This is a genomic window from Rhizobium leguminosarum (assembly GCF_010668065.1).
GTDB classification, from domain to species: Bacteria; Pseudomonadota; Alphaproteobacteria; order Rhizobiales; family Rhizobiaceae; genus Rhizobium; species Rhizobium leguminosarum_S.
The window spans coordinates 179,395-199,234 of sequence record NZ_WUEN01000002.1 but is presented as its reverse complement, the minus strand read 5'-3'; the positions used below and the strand labels follow the sequence as shown (position 1 = coordinate 199,234).

20 protein-coding genes and 1 tRNA gene are annotated in these 19,840 nt (G+C 61.3%); 10 read left to right on the top strand and 11 right to left on the bottom strand.

The window, feature by feature from the left end; translation table 11 throughout:
- Window positions 1-22: 22 nt before the first annotated feature.
- From GR198_RS05540 to GR198_RS05525, 4 genes are all read right to left on the bottom strand, one after another.
- Entirely contained in the window at window positions 23-1,048 is a 1,026-nt protein-coding gene (locus tag GR198_RS05540) for a DNA polymerase III subunit delta' (protein ID WP_164067763.1), read from the bottom strand.
- A gap of 8 nt (window positions 1,049-1,056) precedes the next feature.
- The gene (gene tmk / locus GR198_RS05535) at window positions 1,057-1,737 is read right to left on the bottom strand and encodes a dTMP kinase (RefSeq protein ID WP_164067761.1); all 681 of its coding nucleotides are present in this window, start codon (window positions 1,735-1,737) and stop codon (window positions 1,057-1,059) included.
- 131 nt (window positions 1,738-1,868) lie between these two features.
- Entirely contained in the window at window positions 1,869-3,062 is a 1,194-nt protein-coding gene (locus GR198_RS05530) for a D-alanyl-D-alanine carboxypeptidase family protein (protein ID WP_164067759.1), read from the bottom strand.
- A 71-nt stretch (window positions 3,063-3,133) separates the two neighbouring features.
- Entirely contained in the window at window positions 3,134-4,240 is a 1,107-nt protein-coding gene (locus GR198_RS05525; RefSeq protein WP_164067757.1) for a septal ring lytic transglycosylase RlpA family protein, read from the bottom strand.
- A gap of 404 nt (window positions 4,241-4,644) precedes the next feature.
- Here GR198_RS05525 and GR198_RS05520 point away from each other — a divergent pair, with 404 nt between their 5' ends.
- Window positions 4,645-4,848 (top strand): hypothetical protein, encoded by a 204-nt coding sequence (locus GR198_RS05520; protein WP_164067755.1) that lies wholly within the window; start codon window positions 4,645-4,647, stop codon window positions 4,846-4,848.
- A gap of 98 nt (window positions 4,849-4,946) precedes the next feature.
- Here GR198_RS05520 and GR198_RS05515 read toward each other — a convergent pair whose 3' ends face one another.
- Window positions 4,947-5,273: a GYD domain-containing protein gene (locus GR198_RS05515; protein ID WP_011652042.1), complete on the bottom strand. Its 327-nt coding sequence runs from the start codon at window positions 5,271-5,273 to the stop codon at window positions 4,947-4,949.
- 214 nt (window positions 5,274-5,487) lie between these two features.
- Here GR198_RS05515 and GR198_RS05510 point away from each other — a divergent pair, with 214 nt between their 5' ends.
- Together GR198_RS05510 and GR198_RS05505 are read left to right on the top strand one after the other, a co-directional pair.
- Entirely contained in the window at window positions 5,488-6,663 is a 1,176-nt protein-coding gene (locus GR198_RS05510) for a GGDEF domain-containing protein (RefSeq protein WP_164067753.1), read from the top strand.
- Between the two features lie 196 nt (window positions 6,664-6,859).
- A tRNA-Ser gene (locus GR198_RS05505) sits at window positions 6,860-6,949 on the top strand.
- Between the two features lie 149 nt (window positions 6,950-7,098).
- On the opposite strand, the gene GR198_RS05500 is transcribed toward GR198_RS05505, so the two are convergent.
- The gene (locus GR198_RS05500) at window positions 7,099-7,413 is read right to left on the bottom strand and encodes a hypothetical protein (RefSeq protein WP_025394612.1); all 315 of its coding nucleotides are present in this window, start codon (window positions 7,411-7,413) and stop codon (window positions 7,099-7,101) included.
- A 513-nt stretch (window positions 7,414-7,926) separates the two neighbouring features.
- Between GR198_RS05500 and GR198_RS05495 the strand changes: the two genes are divergently transcribed.
- Window positions 7,927-8,652: a 3-keto-5-aminohexanoate cleavage protein gene (locus GR198_RS05495; protein WP_164052014.1), complete on the top strand. Its 726-nt coding sequence runs from the start codon at window positions 7,927-7,929 to the stop codon at window positions 8,650-8,652.
- A 344-nt stretch (window positions 8,653-8,996) separates the two neighbouring features.
- Here the strand turns inward: GR198_RS05495 and GR198_RS05490 are convergent, their stop codons facing one another.
- On the bottom strand, window positions 8,997-10,421 hold the full coding sequence (locus GR198_RS05490; protein ID WP_164067751.1) for an MFS transporter: 1,425 nt from the start codon (window positions 10,419-10,421) through the stop codon (window positions 8,997-8,999).
- A 144-nt stretch (window positions 10,422-10,565) separates the two neighbouring features.
- On the opposite strand from GR198_RS05490, the gene GR198_RS05485 reads away from it, so the two are divergent.
- Both GR198_RS05485 and GR198_RS05480 read left to right on the top strand, forming a co-directional pair.
- Window positions 10,566-11,462 (top strand): LysR family transcriptional regulator, encoded by an 897-nt coding sequence (locus tag GR198_RS05485; RefSeq protein ID WP_164067748.1) that lies wholly within the window; start codon window positions 10,566-10,568, stop codon window positions 11,460-11,462.
- Window positions 11,463-11,561: 99 nt separating this feature from the next.
- The gene (locus tag GR198_RS05480) at window positions 11,562-11,783 is read left to right on the top strand and encodes an alkylphosphonate utilization protein (protein WP_020050017.1); all 222 of its coding nucleotides are present in this window, start codon (window positions 11,562-11,564) and stop codon (window positions 11,781-11,783) included.
- A 54-nt stretch (window positions 11,784-11,837) separates the two neighbouring features.
- On the opposite strand, the gene GR198_RS05475 is transcribed toward GR198_RS05480, so the two are convergent.
- The 3 genes from GR198_RS05475 to GR198_RS05465 form a co-directional block, all read right to left on the bottom strand.
- Window positions 11,838-12,665, bottom strand: coding sequence for a transglutaminase-like domain-containing protein (locus GR198_RS05475; RefSeq protein WP_011652049.1), 828 nt, complete (start codon window positions 12,663-12,665; stop codon window positions 11,838-11,840).
- 138 nt (window positions 12,666-12,803) lie between these two features.
- Window positions 12,804-13,676, bottom strand: coding sequence for a transglutaminase family protein (locus tag GR198_RS05470; RefSeq protein WP_029874145.1), 873 nt, complete (start codon window positions 13,674-13,676; stop codon window positions 12,804-12,806).
- Window positions 13,677-14,168: 492 nt separating this feature from the next.
- Window positions 14,169-14,324 carry a hypothetical protein gene (locus tag GR198_RS05465; protein WP_003539802.1) on the bottom strand — a complete coding sequence of 52 codons (156 nt, stop codon included), beginning with the start codon at window positions 14,322-14,324 and terminating at the stop codon, window positions 14,169-14,171.
- Window positions 14,325-15,227: 903 nt separating this feature from the next.
- On the opposite strand from GR198_RS05465, the gene GR198_RS05460 reads away from it, so the two are divergent.
- Entirely contained in the window at window positions 15,228-15,482 is a 255-nt protein-coding gene (locus tag GR198_RS05460) for a GlsB/YeaQ/YmgE family stress response membrane protein (protein ID WP_003539804.1), read from the top strand.
- Between the two features lie 117 nt (window positions 15,483-15,599).
- Here GR198_RS05460 and GR198_RS05455 read toward each other — a convergent pair whose 3' ends face one another.
- Window positions 15,600-15,881 (bottom strand): hypothetical protein, encoded by a 282-nt coding sequence (locus GR198_RS05455; protein WP_003539806.1) that lies wholly within the window; start codon window positions 15,879-15,881, stop codon window positions 15,600-15,602.
- A 219-nt stretch (window positions 15,882-16,100) separates the two neighbouring features.
- Here GR198_RS05455 and GR198_RS05450 point away from each other — a divergent pair, with 219 nt between their 5' ends.
- The 3 genes from GR198_RS05450 to trpC are packed head-to-tail and all read left to right on the top strand — an operon-like array spanning window position 16,101 to window position 19,840.
- On the top strand, window positions 16,101-17,993 hold the full coding sequence (locus tag GR198_RS05450) for a peptidylprolyl isomerase (protein WP_164067747.1): 1,893 nt from the start codon (window positions 16,101-16,103) through the stop codon (window positions 17,991-17,993).
- Between the two features lie 8 nt (window positions 17,994-18,001).
- The gene (gene trpD, locus GR198_RS05445; protein WP_164067745.1) at window positions 18,002-19,018 is read left to right on the top strand and encodes an anthranilate phosphoribosyltransferase; all 1,017 of its coding nucleotides are present in this window, start codon (window positions 18,002-18,004) and stop codon (window positions 19,016-19,018) included.
- Window positions 19,019-19,027: 9 nt separating this feature from the next.
- Complete coding sequence (trpC, locus tag GR198_RS05440) at window positions 19,028-19,840, top strand: indole-3-glycerol phosphate synthase TrpC (protein WP_164067743.1); 813 nt, start codon at window positions 19,028-19,030, stop codon at window positions 19,838-19,840.

Sequence of the window (19,840 nt, the reverse complement as noted above, 5' to 3'; positions counted from 1 at the left end):
AAAGTGTCAGCGCTGACGCGCTTTAAACGCCCGGCTGCTTGATATCGGCAAGAATGCTGATGATCGTCTGCTTGCGGTCGAGGTTGTAGCCATCGGAAATGGTGAGCCGCTCGGTGATCTCGGAATAGAGCCGAGCCAGCCGCTCCGCCGCGGCGATCTGCCCCTCGCCGGCCGCCGCGCGCGCGCGGCTCATGATGTCGTCGCCGACATGGCTGACGAAGAAATCGAAAATCGTGTCGCTTTCCCGGCCCGAAAGCGCGTCGGCCAGCCGATGCATCGCCTTGCGGGCTGTCGGCCCCTCGGCGGCAAGCATCTCGTCATAAGCGGCGATGATCTCGCCGCCGCCGTAATTCAGGAGTTTCAGCGCCTCGCCGACGCTGCCCTTGGCGGCCGAAAGCACCGCCCCGCCCTCGCCTGATATGCCGAGATGGGCAAGGGCCGCGACGAGTTCATCGTCGGCAAGCGGCGCCAGTTTCAGCGGCAGGCAACGCGAGCGGATCGTCGGCAGCAGCCGTCCCGGCGCATGCGACAGCACCAGGAACAGCGCCCGCTTCGGCGGTTCTTCCAGGATCTTCAGGATGGCGTTGGCCGCATTGCGGTTCATGTCGTCGGCCGGATCGATGATGACGATCCGCCAGTTGCCGGTGCCTGAGGTCTGCGAGAAGAGCTTGCCGGCGCGGCGCACCTCGTCGACGGTGATCGCCGATTTCACCTTGCCGGTCTTTTCGTCCACCGGCCGGGCAAGGTGCAGCAGATTGTGCGAGGCGCCCGACGCGATCTGCCGGCTGACGGGAGAGGCAGGATCCGGATCGCCGATCGTCTCCGGCGCTGTCTCTGGATCAGGATGCGAGAGCACGTGATTGGCAAAGCGGAAGGCGAGCGTCGCCTTGCCGATGCCTTCCGGTCCCTCGATCAGGATGGCGTGATGGCCCTTGCCGGATCGGTAGGACTGCGCAAGGAAGGCTTCCGCCTCCTTATGCCCGAACAGCCTGGTATTTTCCCCCGGCCAGATGGCGCCGTCGAGCAGTCCGGGCCTTTCCTCACTCATAATGGGCTTCACTCATGATGGGCGGCTTCCGGCATTCGGGCATGGCCTGCAGGCGACAGCAGCTGTTTGACGATCGCCAGGATCTCGGCGGCGATCGCCTCCTCCGTCTGCATCGCGTTGACCACGTGGCAGCGCTCCGGTTCGCGGGCGGCGACATCGAGAAAGGCCTCGCGCCGTTTCTCGTGCGTTTCCAGCCGCTCCTTCTCGAAGCGATCGGGAGCGTCGGCCGCGGCGCGCTTCTGCGCCCGCTCCAGCCCGACCTTGGCGGGGATGTCGAGGATCACGGTGCAATCCGGCATGACGCCATTGATGGCGATGCGCTGCAGCGTCTCGATGAAATCGGGCTCGAGATTGCCGGTGATGCCCTGATAGACGCGGGAGGAATCCATGAAGCGGTCGCACAGCACGACCTTGCCTGCGGCCAGGGCCGGCCGGATCACCTCTTCGACATGGTCGTTGCGGGCCGCTGCAAAGAGGATCGCCTCCATCCGCGTGCCGAAGGCTTCGGCAGCCCCCGACAGCAGCACGTGGCGCACGGCTTCGGCGCCCGGCGAACCGCCTGGTTCGCGCGTTACCAGCACGTCGTGACCTTCGCCCTTCAGCGCTTCGGCGAGGCGGCGGATCTGCGTGGATTTCCCAGCGCCTTCCCCGCCTTCAAACGTAACGAACAATCCCGTACCGGATGACAATGACAACTTCCCGCATTCCAGGCGCCGCACGCGCCCCGCTCCTTCTATCTATCCGAAGATACCAGGGAGGAAAACCTTTCGCCGCGGCGACATATTCACCTTTCCCGGCAAATTGCATTGGAAACAGCTCGTCAGACGGGCGCTGGCTTGTCCCAGAGCCAGGAGAAGAACAGCGATTCGCCGAGTTCCAGCATGGCGTCGACCGCCCGGCTGCTGAGCGAGCCCTCGCCGACCGCCTCCACGGTATAAAGCGGCACTTCCCTAAGTAGCCGGCTGCCGGCGAAAATCCTGAGCGTGCCTGCCCGGGTATCCGGCTTGACCGGCGCCGTCAGCGGCCAGCGATAGATGATGCGCGCCGACAGGCGGTCGGGATTGCTGATCGGAATATAGACGCTGACCGGCGCCTTGGCGACGAGATCGACGGTGCGCGCCGTGCCGCCATAGACGCTGGCAGCACCAATCACTTCCTTCTCGCCGAAGATCTGCCGGCTCTCGAAGGCCGTCAGTCCCCATTCGAGCACCCGCTTGGCTTCCTCCGTCCGCTCCTTGTCGGAGGCGATGCCGGCAAGCGCCAGAAACAGCCGCCTGCCGTCGCGCTGAACCGAAGCGACGATCGAATAGCCCTCGCCCTCGGTAAAGCCGGTCGCCAGCCCATCGGCGCCGAGATCGAGCCCGAGCAGCGGGTTGCGGTTGCGCTGGAAAATCTTGTTCCACTCGAAATCCGGCTGCGCGAAATAGGGATAGAGGTTCGGATAGGTCTGCTGAAGGGCGGCGGCGAGCGTCACCATCTCGCGTGCCGTCACTTTGCTCTTGCCATCGGGAAGGCCGGTGGAATTGCCGAATTCGGCCTTCTCCATGCCGAGCTCGCGGGCGCGCCGCGTCATCGACACGGCAAATTGCTGTTCGCTTCCGGCCATGCCCTCGGCGAGGATGATGCAGCTGTCATTGGCGCCCTGGATGGCGACACCCTTGATCAGGTCCTCGACGCGCACGCGTGATTTCAGGCTGGCAAACATCGTTGCCGTCCGTGACGGCGCGCCGCCCGTCCGCCAGGCATATTCGGAAACGGGATATTCGGTATCGAGCGTGATCTGGCCCTTGGTCAGCGCCTCGAAAACGAGGTCCATCGTCATCAGCTTGGCGAGCGAGGCCGGCGAAAAGCCCTGATCCTCGTTCTTGGCAAGAAGCACCGTGCCGGTGGTCGCCTCGATCATATAGCCCTGCGCCGCCTTGGTGGCGAAACCGGCGGCACCGCCATCGGCTGCAAGGGCTCCGGTGGCGAACGGCATCAGGCATGCAAGCAGGCGAAGCGCGGGCTTCAGCATCGCAATTTCCACTTATGGAGCGGCGTATGTCGGGAGGTTAGAGCGAGGGGGAATCCGATGCAATGCCATGCTCAGCGGGCGGCGAACTTTGCCTGCTGGCGCTTGGCGGAGGCAAGGATGGACTGTTGGGTCAGCCCGTCATTGCGCACCATCACCGCGTCGAAGGCGAGATCGACGGTCACCGTCTTCACCTCTTCGTTCTGGTAGCCGAGCGCCAGCGAATTCTGGGGCCGCTCGTAGGGCATCGGACCGATCTCCGGCAGCACGACCATCTGGTCCATCGCCTGCGCGCCGTTGTTGAAGGTCGGTGCCGATGGCGCCACCAGAACATGGGCAGCCGGTGCCAGAGCGGGTGCTGCGGCGGCTGCCGCATTGTTGCGGGCGCTCGGCGTCGAGCCGGCATAGGAGGTGGCCGCCCTTGGCACCGGCACGTTGGCCGGCGTTTCGTAGTCTTCCGAACTCTGCAGCTGGTCGCGGGTGATCTTTCGGCTGTTGGAGGCGACCATCACGCCGGTTGCGATCTGGCCTTCCGGATTGACGCCGGGAATGCGGCTGCCCTTCGGCGCGTAGGAGGCCATCAGATAGGGCATGTCGTGGCCGTCCATGCGGGCGCGGCCGACATATTGCACGCGCACCTTGCCGGTGCCGCTGTGCTGCAGGTCCAGCATGTCGGCCGTCTTGTTGGAAAGATCGATGATGCGGCCTTCGTGATAGGGGCCGCGATCATTGACGCGCACGATCACGGAGGAACCACTTTCGAGATTGGTGACGCGCGCATAGCTCGGCAGCGGGAAGGTCGGATGTGCGGCGGAAAGATGCATCTGGTCGTAGACTTCGCCGTTCGCCGTCAGGCGCCCATGAAAGGCAGAGCCATACCAGGAGGCGACGCCGACCTTGTTATAAGCAAAATCCTCCTTCGGATAATACCACTTGCCCTTCACCTCGTAAGCGTTGCCGACGATGTAGCGGCCGCCGCCCTTCGGGATATTGTTGCCGGTGGCGACCCGCGGGCTCGCCTTCACGCCATATTCGGATTCGGAGAAATATTCTTTGCCGTGGGATTTTTTCTTCGGCACCGCCTGCGTCGTGCCGCAAGCCGCAACCGTCGCACACATTGCCGAGATCGCCAGCCACCGTGCTGCCGTTGCGAAAGACGCCGCCCCGTAATCCAGTTTCATATGCCCCACGCCGCTCAAAGATCGCTATGGTTAAGGAACCCTGCCCCACCCTGGGGCAATAGCGCCTTATTCCCGCCCGCCTAACGAGGCTTTAATCTTGCTAAGTTCGTGGCAATTTTACGAACAATTTCGCGGCGATAGCGACAATTCTAATGATTATGGTTTATGAATCACTAACGCGAGCCCTCCCCGCCTGCCATTCCATCGCCGCAATGAGGCCAGAAATCAACGTGCCGATGCGGGGCATATGGTGAACATCCGGGCGCTTCCGGACGCCCCCAAAGCTCCATATTGAAACACGGCCCGCGCGTATTTGATGCGCCGCAGCGGGGCGGCGCTTCCGTCTGTATGGGAACGAATTGTCCGCCACGAGCTTTGAAGGTTTAGACCTTTGGAGGATCACCATGAACGATGAAACCATTATGCAGCTCGACACGATCAGCCAGCAGTTGCACGCCAGATCTCGCGCGCTTTCCCAGCTGGATAACGACAATGACATCGCAATCCTGATGTCAGCGCTCGCAGCGACGATGGAGGCGGTTCGATCTCTCGGCGAGAACATGAACCAGCTCAACGGTCTGAAGGGCCTTGGATCTGACGGAAGTTAAGTCTGTCATGTCTCCGGCGCAATTCACAGAAAGTTTGCGCCGGAACGAGAAGCGCAAAGCGCTCATCTTCGACATGGATGGGAAGCAGTGGGCCGCGCCTACGCTGCCGGGGGGCGATACCGAATCGACTTCGCCTTTTCCAAGGCTTCGATCGTATCCTCGACGCTGAGGAGGACAGTGGTCTCCATGGAACTGAGCGCGCCTCCTGCGCCGATCGCAAGTGCGACAGCCGCCATCGACACGTTATCAGGCGCCTCCCACAGGTTCCAACCATCATGCTCGCCGAAGGCGTACCAGAACCCATGCAGCTTTCCGCCCACGGATTCAATGTAACTACGTGCCGCCTCTCGGCGATCCTCGGGGTTTTCGATCATCCGCGCCCAGGTCTCGGGCGTGTAGCTGAAGCGCGTGAGATACATGGCCATGGTTTGTTTCCTCCGCCAGAACAACACAGTTAACGCTCAAGCCGGGGAGAACGCGAGTCATTTCCAATGTATGGAACGGGCTCCCAACGGTCTCGGTCGGCAGTCTCCGGAAGAACAGCGAGTTCCGCCGTCAGAAGGTCGCGCGGCGTTCATCGAAAAGTAGATTTTAGCAGCTATTCGGACCCCGCTTCTCATCTCACATCGGGTTCCGGCAATGGATCTTGCGACAGTCCTTCTTCTACACAAGTCTTCGTTCATCGTCGGAGCGATCTGCTTCTTCTATGTGAGATGGCGTTCCGGAGCGACGCCGGGGCTCGGCGTACTTGCCGTGGGTTTTACTTTGCTCGCGATCGCCTCAACGCTGGCAGGGTGGGACGAGAGCCTTCACATGTCCGACAATGCCAGGACGTTCTGGAGTTTTTCGCTGGGCGCCAATGGTTACGGGCTGATGACAGTTGGGCTTTTCGGCCTCAGCCGGCGTCAGAATTCTCTACGAGACTGGTGGCCGTTGCTCCTGCCCGTCATCCTGATGCTGAGTGCGGCTATCACGCCATGGTATTTGAACAATGGATTGAGAGCATCCGTGTTCAATGGCAACGCCACCATTCTGCTTGCCGTGTCAGGTTTCGTGATCGCCCGCGACTTCTTCCACGAGCGTCTTACCGCGCGGCTCGGCCTTTCCGCTTCAACATGGGTGGCGACGTCTCTCTCGGCTTTGGTCGTCGTTGGTTTCATCTTTCCAAACGATGCGCCTCTTCCCCCGCGCTACGCTTTCTTTCTGCTGATCATCTGTCATTTCGCAGTGGCTCTGTTCGTGCTCGTCCTCGTGCAGGAAAGAGCCGAAGAAAAGCTTATCAGACTTGCAAATACCGATATGCTGACCGGCATTCCCAACCGGCAGCATTTCTTCAATTCCCTTCCGAAAATCCTCGGCCCCGGGGACGCATTCGTCCTCATCGATATCGACTTTTTCAAGCGTGTTAACGATATGTACGGACACGACAAAGGTGATGTCGTTCTCATAAATGTTGCTCGGACGATTGCTCGGAGTGCCCCCTCTTCCTGCGTGTTAGGTCGGTTGGGCGGCGAGGAGTTCAGCCTCTTTTTTCGCGGCCAAACGGCAGCCTCTGCCTTTGCGCTCGCTGAGCAGATACGCGAGGCTGTCCACGCCCTGAGCCTTGTCTTCGAAGGAAATCAGGTCACACCTTCCGTCAGTGCAGGTGTGGCACTTTGGGAAGCGGGTCTAACCGAACAAGACGTCCAGAAGCGTGCAGATCAGGCGCTCTACATTGCCAAAAACAAGGGTCGCAACAGGGTTGAGTTGTTCAGTAGCGTCGGGTTGACCTCCAGCGTCCTTGCGCCGGAACCTCTACCGGCTCGCGCAGGCTGAAGAACAGCTGAAGGTCGGCTCTCTCGAGCTAGTCGCACGTCATGGCGAAGATGCTGGCAAATGCTGCAGAGCACGTTGACGCTGCTATCAAAGCTGCTAAAAAGCCAGCCATTGAGTGATTGGGTCGCAAATCGGTAGCAATGGCCGGTTCGTAGACATCGACAGCATATTGATGTCTCAACCTTTTCAATCAGATGGAAGAGTGTCCGAGTGGTTTAAGGAACCGGTCTTGAAAACCGGCGTGCGGGAAACCGTACCGTGGGTTCGAATCCCACCTCTTCCGCCATCCTATATTGATTTTATTGCACAATTTTCCGCTTTCCGCCCGAGAATTGCACGCTTGTCATAACCCCGCTTCTGGTATGAAAACCGCCGGCAGGTGAGGCCGGCGGCGCATTTGCTGAGCACCAAGGTTGGTTTCCGTGGCAATGTCGGCTAAAAATCAAAATACACGGTCACACCTGACCGACGACGATCGGGGTAACGGTCGCGATAGCCGTAATAGTCGCGACTGCCGTAATACCGCGGACGATAGCACGAGCCGTAATACCGACAGTCGCGGTAAGCGTACCGGTGTTTCTTCCGGTGGCCATACGCATGTCCATTACCGTGGCGACGGTGTTTGACCTGCTCGACGTCGGGGGTATGCATATGTACTGCGTTCGGCACGACGATCGGCGCGGCGTTCAGCGGCAGGGCGAAAGATGCAGACAAGATCATGGCTGCAAGTGAGGAAAAAAGCATCTTCATCGGCGCATCCTTTCAGGCTGCGATTCTGGGTTAACAAGCATTAACCTCCGATGAACGTCTGCGAGCATCCCAGAAAACACCGGCCGGCGCGCCGCTGGTGTGGTCGCGGGTGGTGGTCGCGCCGGCCTATTGTGTTGGTCCCGCCGCCGATGCGGCTCGGCAGGAAGGTTGGCCTTCCCTGAGGGCAATAGATGAGTTTCACCCTCCTCCTTTGCGTCGACGATGAGATGATATACAGGCAGCAGCAGGACGCGACCGCCATTAACTTAAGAATGGGGTCGGGCGGCAGATTGACGTCACGTCGCTGCCACGAGATCACGTGGCCGTCCTGTGGTCGGCGTGCGCGCAGCTTGATCCTGTAGGAGATCAGCAGTCGCCTATCTCGACTGAGATGATATTATTGGGGCTGCAACGGCAAGGGAAATGACTTTGTCAGCAGCACCCTAGGTCTTCAGGTTTCCAATTTGGTATACCCGGCGTCTTAAGCGGCCCAACAAGCGCGAGGCTCCTTTTATGATCGTTCAAGCTTGCATCAACGGCGCACGTCCGAGCGATTTCCATCCCCTCCTTCCCCTGACGATCGATACCTTGGTGCGTGATGCCACGGCTTCGGTTGCTGCCGGCGCTGCGGAGCTCCACGTTCATCCGCGCGGAGCCGATGGCAAGGAGAGCCTTGCCGCCGTCGACGAGACTGTCGGCGCGATCCGCCGTATCTGCCCGGGAACGCTGATCGGCGTGTCCACGGGCGCCTGGATCGAAGGTGATCGGGAGAAAACGCGGGAAGCCATCCGCCGATGGGATGTCCTGCCGGATTATGCCTCGGTGAACCTCTCCGAAGACGATGGCCCCGGCGTCATGCAGCTGCTGCGGCAGAAGGGTGTCGGCATTGAAGTCGGGCTGGCATCGGTCGCCGATGCGGAGCGCTACATCGGCCTCGATGATCATGAGCGGGTCTTTCGCGTGCTCATCGAGCTCGATGACGAACAGGATCCGCAACACGCATACGATATCGCGGACGGCATTATCAAGGTGCTCAGGGATAGCCGGGTCAATCGGCCCATTCTTCTGCACGGTTTCGACGACACCGTCTGGCCCTTCGTCAGGTTGGCGCGCGAGCGGCGCTACTCCACCCGTATCGGCCTGGAAGATGGCAAGCACCTCCCGGATGGGACGATTGCCAACGACAATGCCGCGCTCGTCACTGCGGCCGTTGCGATCTTCCGTGGCCACTCGAACTGATCCTGATATGTGGGCGGTCAGGCGGCAGCCCGGAACCTCTTCGGCGCCATCGAGGCCGGTATCGTCAAGGCGCAGAATGTTTCGAAATACGGGCTCGGCGATGTCGATGTTTCGCCTGACAGCCCTCACGAGAAGTACGCGTATATCAGGACGCCAATAGAACCCCAGAAGATGAGCGGCGCCAGTATCATCCCCGCAACGATCATTTTAGTCACAGCAAAACTCCGAGCACCTCCACGCATGCCGAAGCAACCTATTGCATCGATGGCAAGTTGCTATGGGCACGAAGTCCGGGATGGATCGGACCTTGGTCTGGGGTTCACTTGCGCCGATCAGTGCCTGACTCAACTCTTCCCGAGCGCTCGGCGGCAGTAAGTCCCGGCCGCGATGGCGAGCGCGACGACAACCAGCACTGTCGCAACGGCGAAGGTCATCCGCATGCCTGAAGCAATGGCCTCGGGATGCGCCGCAGTGACATCGGATGTTCCCGAAGAGAACGCGAAGACGGCGCCCATCACGGATGCGCCGGCAATCAGCCCGAGATTGCGCGACAGGTTGAGCATGCCCGAGATGACGCCCCGCTGCTCGGAGCGGACATCCGCCATGACGGCGGTGTTGTTGGCCGCCTGGAACAGCTGATAGCCGGGTGTCAGCATGGCGATGGCGGCGATGTAGCCTGATATCCCGGAAAGCACGGCCATGGCGACGGAGGCTGCCGCCATGGCAACGAGCCCTGCGACAACCACGAATGGCGCGTCCAGACGGTCCACCAGCCGGCCGGCCGGGACACCGCTCAAGATGGAGATGATGGGACCGATCGACATGACGATGCCGACGAGAGCTTGATTGAGCCCGAGCGCATGGGAGAGGTAGAACGGCGCGACTACCAGCGTCGCCATCATCACAGTCGACACCAGCACGTTCATCGCTAGGCTGGCGGTGAGAACGCGATTGCGGAACACCGTCAACTGGATCAGCGGCGATGCCGCTCTCGCCTCGGCGAAGACGAACAAACCGGTGCCGAAGACGGCGGCCGAGAGCAGAGCGATGTTCAATAGGCCAGAGCGGCCGTGCCCAATCGTCATCGCCAGCGCATAGGCCGAAAGCGTCAACGCAAGCAGCAGTGTGCCCGCCATGTCGAAGTCCTTCCGATCCGTCTTCCCCTTGCTGATATCGGCGGGCAGATGGCGATAGGCGAGAACGAAGGTCAGAACGCCGACCGGCACGTTGACGAGAAAGATTGCCGGCCAGCCGAGCCCGGCGATCAGCAGGCCGCCGAGCGAGGGCCCAAGAGCGGTGCCGATCGCCGACATCGTTCCGAGCAGCCCCATGGCGCTCCCGGTTCTTTCCTTCGGCACGATTTCGCCGACAAAGGCCATGGTGAGCGCCATCATTATGGCCGCACCCAGGCCCTGCACAGCGCGCGCGGCAATCATCAGCCATAACGTCGGCGCGACGCCGCAGAGGATCGAGGCCAGCGTGAAGAGCAGGATGCCGATGAGCAGCAGCCGGCGTCGGCCGATGATGTCGCCGAGCCGTCCGACGCTGACAATCAGGGTGGTGATGGCAAGGAGATAGGCGAGAACGATCCACTGCACATCCTGGAAGGCGGCATCGAACGCCTGCGCCAGGCTCGGCAGGCCGACATTGGCAATGCTGGTGCCGAGTGACGGCAGCAGCATCGAGAGGGAAATACTGGCAAGCGCCCATCGTGCGGAGGGTGCCCGTTCGGCGATGGCCCCGCTTCGCTCTGCAATGATCGATTTCACCCCGTGAACTCCGTTTTCTCTTAGTTCCCCGAATGGAACTGATGAAAACCTAGTCCTCTGCTTGATATGGCGGAAGGCGCATGATTTGCACTTTATTCATGCATTTGACGCCACATCAGGATGAAGCCGTGTTATAGCTGACGCATGTCGACACCCGATCTCAACCTGCTAGTCACCCTCGATGTGCTGCTTGCCGAGGGCAGCGTTGCGCGTGCGGCGCAAAGGCTGCGGCTCAGCCCGTCGGCGATGAGCCGGGCCTTAGCACGACTGCGCGAAACGACCGGCGATCCGTTGCTGGTGCGGGCCGGCCGCGGCCTCGTTCCCACGCCGCGCGCGCTCGAACTGCGCGAGCGGGTCGGCCGGATTGTCGAGGACGCGCAGGCGGTCCTGCGTCCTGCCGAGGCGCTCGATCTTGAACAGCTGGTCCGGACGTTCACGCTGCGCACCAGCGAAGGCTTTGCCGAGAGCTTCGGACCCGATCTCATCGCCCGCCTCGTCCGGCAAGCGCCCGGCGTGCGGCTGCGCTTCGTGCAGAAACCGGACAAGGACAGCGCCCCGCTTCGCGACGGGACCGTCGATCTGGAAACCGGCGTCGTCGGCGGGACGACCGGGCCGGAGGTGCGGGCGCAGGCCTTGTTCCGCGATCGTTTCATCGGCGTCGTGCGCTTGGGACATCCGCTTTGCGAGCGCGAGATGACGCCCTCCCTTTATGCCGGCGGCCAGCACATCTACGTCTCGCGGCGCGGCCTCGAGAAGGGACCGATCGATGACGCCTTGAATGCGCTCGGGCTGGAACGGCAGATCGCCACCATCGTCAGCGGCTTTTCCACGGCACTGGCGCTCGCCCGAACCTCCGATCTGATCGCCAGCGTGCCCGAACGGCACACCGGAGCCTTGCGCGCGGGAATGCACAGTTTTCCCCTCCCCGTCTCGACGCCCGAGATCACGGTGTCATTGCTCTGGCACCCCAGGATGGATGCCGATCCCGCGCATCGCTGGCTGCGCGGCTGCGTTCGGGACGCCTGCGCGCGAGATGATTGAAGGGCCGCGTCGGATCTGAGGTCAGGTCGATTGATCCGTTCGTATTGACTATCCTGCGTCGCCATGATTTCCCGTCCGGGATCACCAAGCGGGGACATTATGACTGACATCATTGTAAAGGACAGCAACGGAAGCCAGCTTCACGACGGCGATTCCGTGACGCTGATCAAGGACCTCAAGGTCAAGGGAACCTCGGAGACGCTAAAGCGTGGAACGTTGGTCAAGGGCATTCGCCTGACGGACAATCCAGGCGAGATCGAGTGCAGCACCAAGCAGGTCAAAGGCCTCGTGCTGAAAACCGAGTTTTTGAAGAAGGCATAGGATCTGCCTCGCGCGCGATGCTGGGTGGCGATGCAAGTAAGGCCGGCCCCTGGATCAATCGGCTTTCACCGCCTCCTGCGGCACTTCCTCGGTGATCACCTCGAAACGGGAGAGCGTTGCCGGACCGAAGGCCGTCGACATGGCGACGTCGGTGGCGTCGCGGCCGGTCCCCATCAGGATCCGTCCGATGCGCGGCGTGTTGTGGCGGGCGTCGACCGTATGCCAGTGGCCGCCGAGAAAGACCTCGAACCAGGCGCTGAAATCCATCGGATTGGGATCGATCGGAACGCCGATATCGCCGAGATAGCCGGTGCAATATCGTGCCGGGATATTCATGCATCGGCAAAGTGCGATGGCGAGATGGGCAAAGTCGCGGCAAACGCCCGCCTTGTCGGTGAAGCCGCCATGCGCGGTCCTCAGCACGTCGGCCTTCAGGTAGTCGAAGGTGATGTGGTCATGGACGAAATCGCAGATCGCCTGGACGCGCGCCCAGCCGAGCGGCGTCGACGAGAACCTGGCCCAGGCGAAATCCGCAAGCCTGTCGGTGTCGCAGTAACGGCTGCCGAGCAGGAAGACCAGCACATCGTCCGGCAGGTCATTGATCGCGTGCTGAACGGCATCGTCGGGAACGATGTCGGGTTGGCCGCTGTCGTAGATCTCGAATTCCGTTGAGATCGTCGTCAGCCCCGGCGGAGCGACGATCCGGCTGCAGGCATTGCCGAACACGTCGGTATAGCTCCAGGCCTCGATCGGCCGGTCGAATGTCAGGGTCTGATCGCTGAGAAGATCGGCGCGACGGGAGGGATGGATATTGAGGACGAGCAGCATCGGCGTTGGCTGCGTGCATTCATAGCCCAGATGAAACCCGGCGCGTATCTTCATTGTCGCTTCCTTGTCGCGTCCACGCATCAGTGGAGGTGAGTATGGAACGTTGATCGCGCTACCCGGTTCCGTGGCCGCGGGACTCTCACTGCGCGGCCGGCTCGGAGTCATCCAAGATTACCTCGGAGGTAGTCGAGATTACCTCGTGGTGACGTTGACCTGCACCGTCATGCTGTCGAAATCCTTCCCATCCCCATCATAGCTGCCGCTCAACGGGACTGCCTGGCGCGGATCGCGGGCAACCGCGACACGAATGAGATCGCGGTTGCCGACGATGCCGTTGGTCGGATCGAACTCCGTCCAGCCGGCGCCTGGAAGATAGATCTGGCACCACGCATGCGTGGAACCGCCGCCGAGCACGGTGGAACCGTCCCGGTCGGGAACATAGACATAGCCCGTGACGAATCGCGCCGCGAGGCCGAGGATGCGTGCCGCCTCCATCATCAGAAGCGCGAAATCCCGGCAGGTGCCGGAGCGAAGCTGCAAGGTCTGTACCGGCGTCTGCGTTCCATGTTCCTGGCGCCGCGCATAGACGAAGCTTTCGCGGATGGCGTAACAGAGCGTCATCAGCAGATGCCCGGTCTCCGTCGGGCGCCCCTGGCGCACGAATTGGCGCGCCCAGCGTCCGACCTCGTCGCTCGGGTCGGGATAGTGGCGCTGCATCGCCGGTGTCAGATCGGCGATCTCATCCTTGTCGTAGGAGAATGGATAGGTCAGGGCCGCGTCGTCGACCTTGAGATCCAGGGCGACCTGGGGCGTATGATCGAGCGTGATCCAGGTTTCGAAACGGAGTTCGGACGCCGGCCTCGAAAAATCGACGAGCGCCACGCAATTGCCGAAAACATCGTGGATCCAGCGCACATGACTTTCCTCAGGATAGATCGTCAACGACGCCTCCATCAGCCGCTGGTCGAAACTGTCGCGCGGCCGGAACATCAAACGATGCTCGCCGAAATCTACGTCCCTGACGTAACGATAGGACGTGATGTGGCGGACGGAGAAAATCGTCATAAGCCGCCGTCGAATCTGTTCACTTTGCTGCTCCAAGGCGGTAACGCCGCCTCTCCTCTGCGGAAGCGCCCTGCCGGCTTTCCCGCTCATCCTGATTTCTTGTCATATAAGCACGTTCGAAAGATTGCTATTGTATCTTCACCGATCGACGGCAGGGCCGTCCAACCTAAGAGGATAACATGCATATCATCTGGGACGTTCTGACGCTTCTGCTGACAATCGGCTCGCTCTATGGCGGTCGCGAATACCGGATTATTCGCGCTCGTGCCCGTGCTCAGAACTGGGGCAACTTCTGATTCGATCCGGATATCTCCGATTCGATAGCGAATCATGGCCGCATCGGTCGTTGCCGGTCGCCGTTACGTCGAATGACGTAACGTCATGCGCTTAAGAAAATGCTTTATTAGTTGAGGCGGAGTCTATCCGTCCATTCTCCCTGTTAGTCCTAAGCCCGCCTCACCCCAGGCGGGCTTTTTTATTCCATCGCCTGCATCACTTCTTGGCGCCGGCCGAAAGCACCCGATGTGTTGCATTGTCCATTGCATGGCTTGCTTCCTGTCCATCCTTCTTCAGCCCGTATGCGGTATTGCCGCAGCCGGAAAGTGTCAGCAAGCCGATGCAGGCGATGGCGATTGCAGCTTTTGGCATCAAGTGGTCCCCTTGGTTGAATGGCGATTCAGAGCATAATCGCGAAAAGTGTGAGCGGTTTTTGGCATCATGCTCTAACTCTTAATTTAGAACAGGATTCAGATTTTAGGTCGACTGGGCCTAAAATCATCCTGTTCTAGGGAAAATGATACACTCCTCGGCAAAATCAATCGGCAGGCGATAAGCGCGACTGGCGGTTTGGAACTCCCTGACGCGGATCGGCGTTTAGGGGAGCCATCCAAACCGGGTTAACGACATGGATTATGAGCTTGCCTTCGCCGCGACGGTCGCAACAGCGTCTTTCCTCGTCTTTATGCTGATCGTCCACCGGACCTGATCGCCCGCGACGGCGGATTGCCCGAAGGCGCGCGACAGCGCCGGCCCGTTCTGCGGCCGCGTGTCTGCGATCCAGAGAGAACTGCATCTCCAGCTGCCGCTGCGTCTAAAGCATCTCGCGAAAAAGGCGAGGAGCCGGCAGAGAGTGGAAGGTCTGGAGCGAAAGTAGAATGATCCGTCAGCAAGCACGGCAAGGCTGCAAAAATAAATGTTTTGACATCCGAAAGTATTACGACGTCCGCGAACGTATTAAATTTTAACTAATTGCCATACTTAACTATCTGTTAACAATATTGTTGCGCTCCGCCCGCTTCCGCTTATGCTTTACGCAAACGGGAGAGAAAAGATGTTTAGCAAAAGCTTGATTATGCCTTTTGGCTTCGCATTGCTTGCCATTGCCGGCCTCCTGTTCCAGATCGTCGCCTACGCGGTGCACTCTCCGGTCACCCTGCTGCAGCCGTGAGTCACATAAGTTGCTGAACCCGCAAAGCAATCTCAGTAACTAGGAGTGGAACTTCGTTTCGTTTCGTGCATTCTGTGACTCGTTTTGCCAGGAGGGAGATAACCATGGAAAGCGCAGGCGTGGGTTGGATTGCAGCCATCATTATCGGCGGTGTCGCCGGATGGCTGGCGGAAAAGGCCATGCGCAGCAGCATGAGCCTGCTTATGAACATATTGCTCGGCATCATCGGCGCTATCGTCGCCAACTGGATCCTGGGTCTTTTGCACATCCAGCCGCTCGCCGGTTGGCTGGGTTATCTGATCACCGGTTTCGTTGGTGCCTGCATCTTGATCGCGATCGGGCGCGTCATCCGCCGCTGACTTGGTCGCGCCAGCTGAGCCCGGTGGCGTTAGCTGGCCGGTTCCTTTTGCTGACGGATGCAAACACTAAAAGCCGGGCGTTCATAGCGCCCGGCTTTTCTTCATTCTAGATTCCGTTCAGCGACGGCTGAGCAGGCCGAACACGTAGGCAATGCCTGCCGTCACGGCGAGTGCCACGAGCGGTTCTTCGCGTACCTTGTCGCGCAGCCGTTCCGTCATCACCGAAGCCTCGTCGGTCACCGCCGACTTCGCCCCCTGCCCCAGCGCGACCACGCTTTCCGTCAGTCGGGAGAGATCGTTGCGAAGGGCTGCGACCTGCGCCGACAGATCGTCTGCTGCTATATCAGCCTTGACGCGCGCAGCGGTGGATTCGGCGGAAGCGGTTTTCAATTCTGCCATGGTCTGCTCCTGTTTCATGGGATGCCGCTTCAACGAAATGGCGGCCCGAAAGGTTCCGCCGCAACCGATCTTTTGTTCGCCGCAAAGCCGCCGCGGCTGAGCGGCCGCCTTGTGCAGCTTTTCGCGCGACAAACCCTTCATTTCCTGTCGGGTTTGTTTTAAGGAACGTCGAATGTCCGCCCGCGCGCGGGTCAATGATACTGCGAGGTTTGCGTTTCTATGTTCCATATCCTGAGAAGAGCTGCTCAGACCTGGGTTGCCAAGCTCCTCCTGCTTCTGCTCGTCGCGTCCTTCGGCGTCTGGGGCGTGTCGCATGAGCTGCTGTCAGGCGGCAACAGCACCACGGTCGTGACCGTCGGCGATCAGCATGTGGACGTCAACGAATTCCACCTCGCCTATCAGCGCCAGGTGGCAAACCTCAGCCAGCAGTTCGGCACGCGCCTCACCCCCGAGCAGGCCCGCGCCTTCGGCGTCGAGCAGCAGGTGCTCGCCCAGCTCGTCGCCGGCGCCTCGCTCGACCAGCTCGCCGAAGACATGAACCTCGGCCTTTCCGAAGATCGCCTCGCCCAGCTTATCGCTGACGATCCGGCTTTCAAGGCCGTCAATGGCCGGTTCGACCGCGAGCTCTTCATCTCGCGCCTGCAAAATGCCGGCATCCGTCAGGACGATTACATCAAGGAGCGCAGCAAGGTTGCTGTCCGCAGCCAGGTGGTCGATGCCATTTCCAACGGCTTCACCGCACCGAAGACGCTGGTCGACGCCCTGAAGCTCTATGGTGACGAAAGCCGCAGTATCGAATACCTGCTGCTCACCAATGCCAATATCGAGCCGATCAAGGCGCCTGCCGACGACGTGCTGGCGACGTGGTTCGAAGGTGTCAAGCAGCGCTACCGGGCGCCCGAATACCGCAAGCTCGTCTATCTCAAGCTGCAGCCTGGCGATATTGCCGATGCCGCAACCGTCACCGACGACCAGATCCACGAAGCCTTCGACAAGAGCAAGGATACCTATCGCACGCCGGAAAGCCGCACCATCGAACAGCTGACCTTCGCCAGCAAGGATCTCGCCGCTGCCGCCGAAACGGCGCTGAAGAGCGGCACCACGTTCGATCAGCTGGTCTCCGACCAGGGCAAGACGGCAAGCGACGTGCTGCTCGGCGAGTTCACCAAGGACAAGGTTCCCGACCAGGCCGTTGCCGATGCAGCCTTCGCGGTTTCGCGGGATGGCGGGACGACGCCAGTCGTCGATGGCTCCTTCGGAGCCGTCATCCTGCGCGTCACCAACATCAAGTCGGAAACGACGAAGAATTTCGACGAGGTGAAGGAGGATATCCGCAAGCAGCTGGCGCTCTCCAACGCCTCCCAGGAAGTGATCAACGTTCACGACCGCATCGAGGACCTGCGCGCTGGCGGTTCGACGCTCGAGGATATTGCCGGCCAGTTGAATCTCAAGGCCGTGACTGTCGATGCCGTCGATATGACCGGCGCCGACAAGGATGGCCAAGAGGTCAAGGATATCCCAGCCAGGCAGCAGCTGCTCGGCGAAGCTTTCAAGACCGAGGTCGGCGTCGATGCGCCACCGCTCCCGATAGGCAATGACGGCTATGTCTGGTTCAACGTCCGCGAAATCACGCCGGACCGCGACCGCCCGGTCACCGAAGTGCGCGAAAAGGCCGTCGAGGACTGGACGGCGGAGCAGCAGAAGGCCGAGCTCGCCAAGAAGGCCGGTGAATTGAAGGCCGAAGCGGCCAAGGGCACGGCGCTTGCCGATATCGCGACGCCGCTCGGCATCGCCGTCGAAAGCAAGAGCGGTGTCACCCGCTCCACCGATGACGCAGTCCTCGGCCGCGCTGGCGTCACCGCCGCCTTCTCCGGCCCGGTCGACACGGTCGCGAGTGCTGTCGGCGCCGATCCCTCGACGCAGATCCTGCTGAAGGTCACCGAGGTCAACACCCAGCCGACCGGCGACGTGCTGAACAACCGCGATGCCCAGATCACCGCCATGGCCAATGCCGCCGGCGACGATATTCTCGATCAGATGGTCAACCTGCTGCAGACGCAGTATGGCGCTCAGATCAACCAGACGCTCGCTGAAAAGGCGACGGTCCGCTAGGAGATTTTATGACCGATCTGAAGCCGTTCCTGGCCAAGGCCGCAAGCCGCGAGCCGCTGACGCGTGACGAGGCCCGCGCCGCCTTCGACATCCTGATGTCGGGCCAGGCGACGCCCTCGCAGATCGGCGGCTTCCTGATGGCGCTGCGCGTGCGCGGCGAAACCGTCGACGAGATTGTCGGCGCGGTCACCGCGATGCGCTCGAAAATGCTGACCGTCGAGGCGCCGGCCGATGCGATCGACATCGTCGGCACCGGCGGCGATGCCAGCGGCACCTACAATATATCGACGCTGGCGGCGCTGATCGTCGCCGGCGCCGGTGTGCCCGTCGCCAAGCACGGCAACCGGGCGCTGAGTTCGAAATCGGGCGCGGCCGACAATCTGGCCGCACTCGGCGTCAAGCTCGACGTTGGTCCCGAGATCATTTCCCGCTGCATCGCGGAAGCCGGCGTCGGCTTCATGTTCGCGCAGCTGCATCATTCCGCCATGCGCCATGTCGGCCCCTCAAGGGTTGAGCTCGGCACACGCACGATCTTCAACCTGCTCGGGCCGCTCTCCAGCCCGGCCGGCGTCCGCCGCCAGCTGCTCGGCGTCTTCTCGCCGCAATGGCTGGTGCCGCTCGCCGAAGTCATGCGCGATCTCGGCTCCGAATGCGTCTGGGTGGTCCATGGCGACGGCCTCGACGAGATCACCACCACCGGCATCACACAAGTCGCGGCACTCGAAGGCGGCAAGATCCGCACCTTCGAGCTCTCGCCCGCCGATTTCGGCGTCAGCCCTTGCGTGCTTGCCGATATCAAGGGCGGTGACGGTGTCGCCAACGCCGCAGCCCTTCGCGAGGTGCTCGGCGGCGCCAAGAATGCCTATCGCGATGTCTCGCTCGCCAATGCCGCCGCCTCGCTCGTCATCGCCGGCAAGGTCGAGACGATTCGCGACGGCATGGCTCTGGCCACGCAGTCGCTGGATAGTGGCTCCACCGCGCTCGCCCTCGACAAACTCATCGCCGTTTCCAACGATATCGACTAGGATTGTTCGATGACCGATATCCTGAAGAAGATCGAACTCTACAAGCGCGAGGAGATCGCCGCTGCCAAGGCGGCCGTGTCGCTTGCCGATCTGAAGGCAATGCAGGCCGGCCAGTCCGCCCCGCGCGGCTTCCACAAGGCGCTCATTGCCAAGCGTGATGCCGGCCGCTTCGGCCTGATCGCCGAGATCAAGAAGGCGAGCCCCTCGAAGGGGCTCATTCGCCCGGATTTCGATCCGCCGTCGCTGGCGAGCGCCTATGAGGCCGGCGGTGCCGCCTGCCTTTCGGTGCTGACCGACAGGCCGAGTTTCCAGGGCGCCCCGGAATTTCTGACAGCCGCCCGCGCTGCCTGCACGCTGCCGGCGCTGCGCAAGGATTTCATGTTCGAGACCTATCAGGTGCACGAGGCCCGCGCCTGGGGCGCCGACTGCATCCTGCTGATCATGGCCTCGCTGTCCGACGACGAGGCCGAACGCCTGCAGGACGAGGCCTTCGCCCTCGGCATGGACGTGCTGGTCGAGGTCCACGACACCGAGGAGATGGAGCGGGCGCTAAAACTCTCCTCGCCGCTCATCGGCATCAACAACCGCAATCTGCGTACCTTCGAGGTCAGCCTCACCGTCAGCGAGGCGCTTGCTCCCATGGTGCCTGATGACCGGCTGCTGGTCGGCGAAAGCGGCATCTTCACCCATGCCGATTGCAAGCGCCTGCAGGCCGTCGACATCAATACTTTCCTTGTCGGCGAAAGCCTGATGCGCAAGGAGGACGTCGCCGCCGCCACCCGCGCGCTGCTCTTTGGCGAAGCCGCCATCGCGGCCGAATGA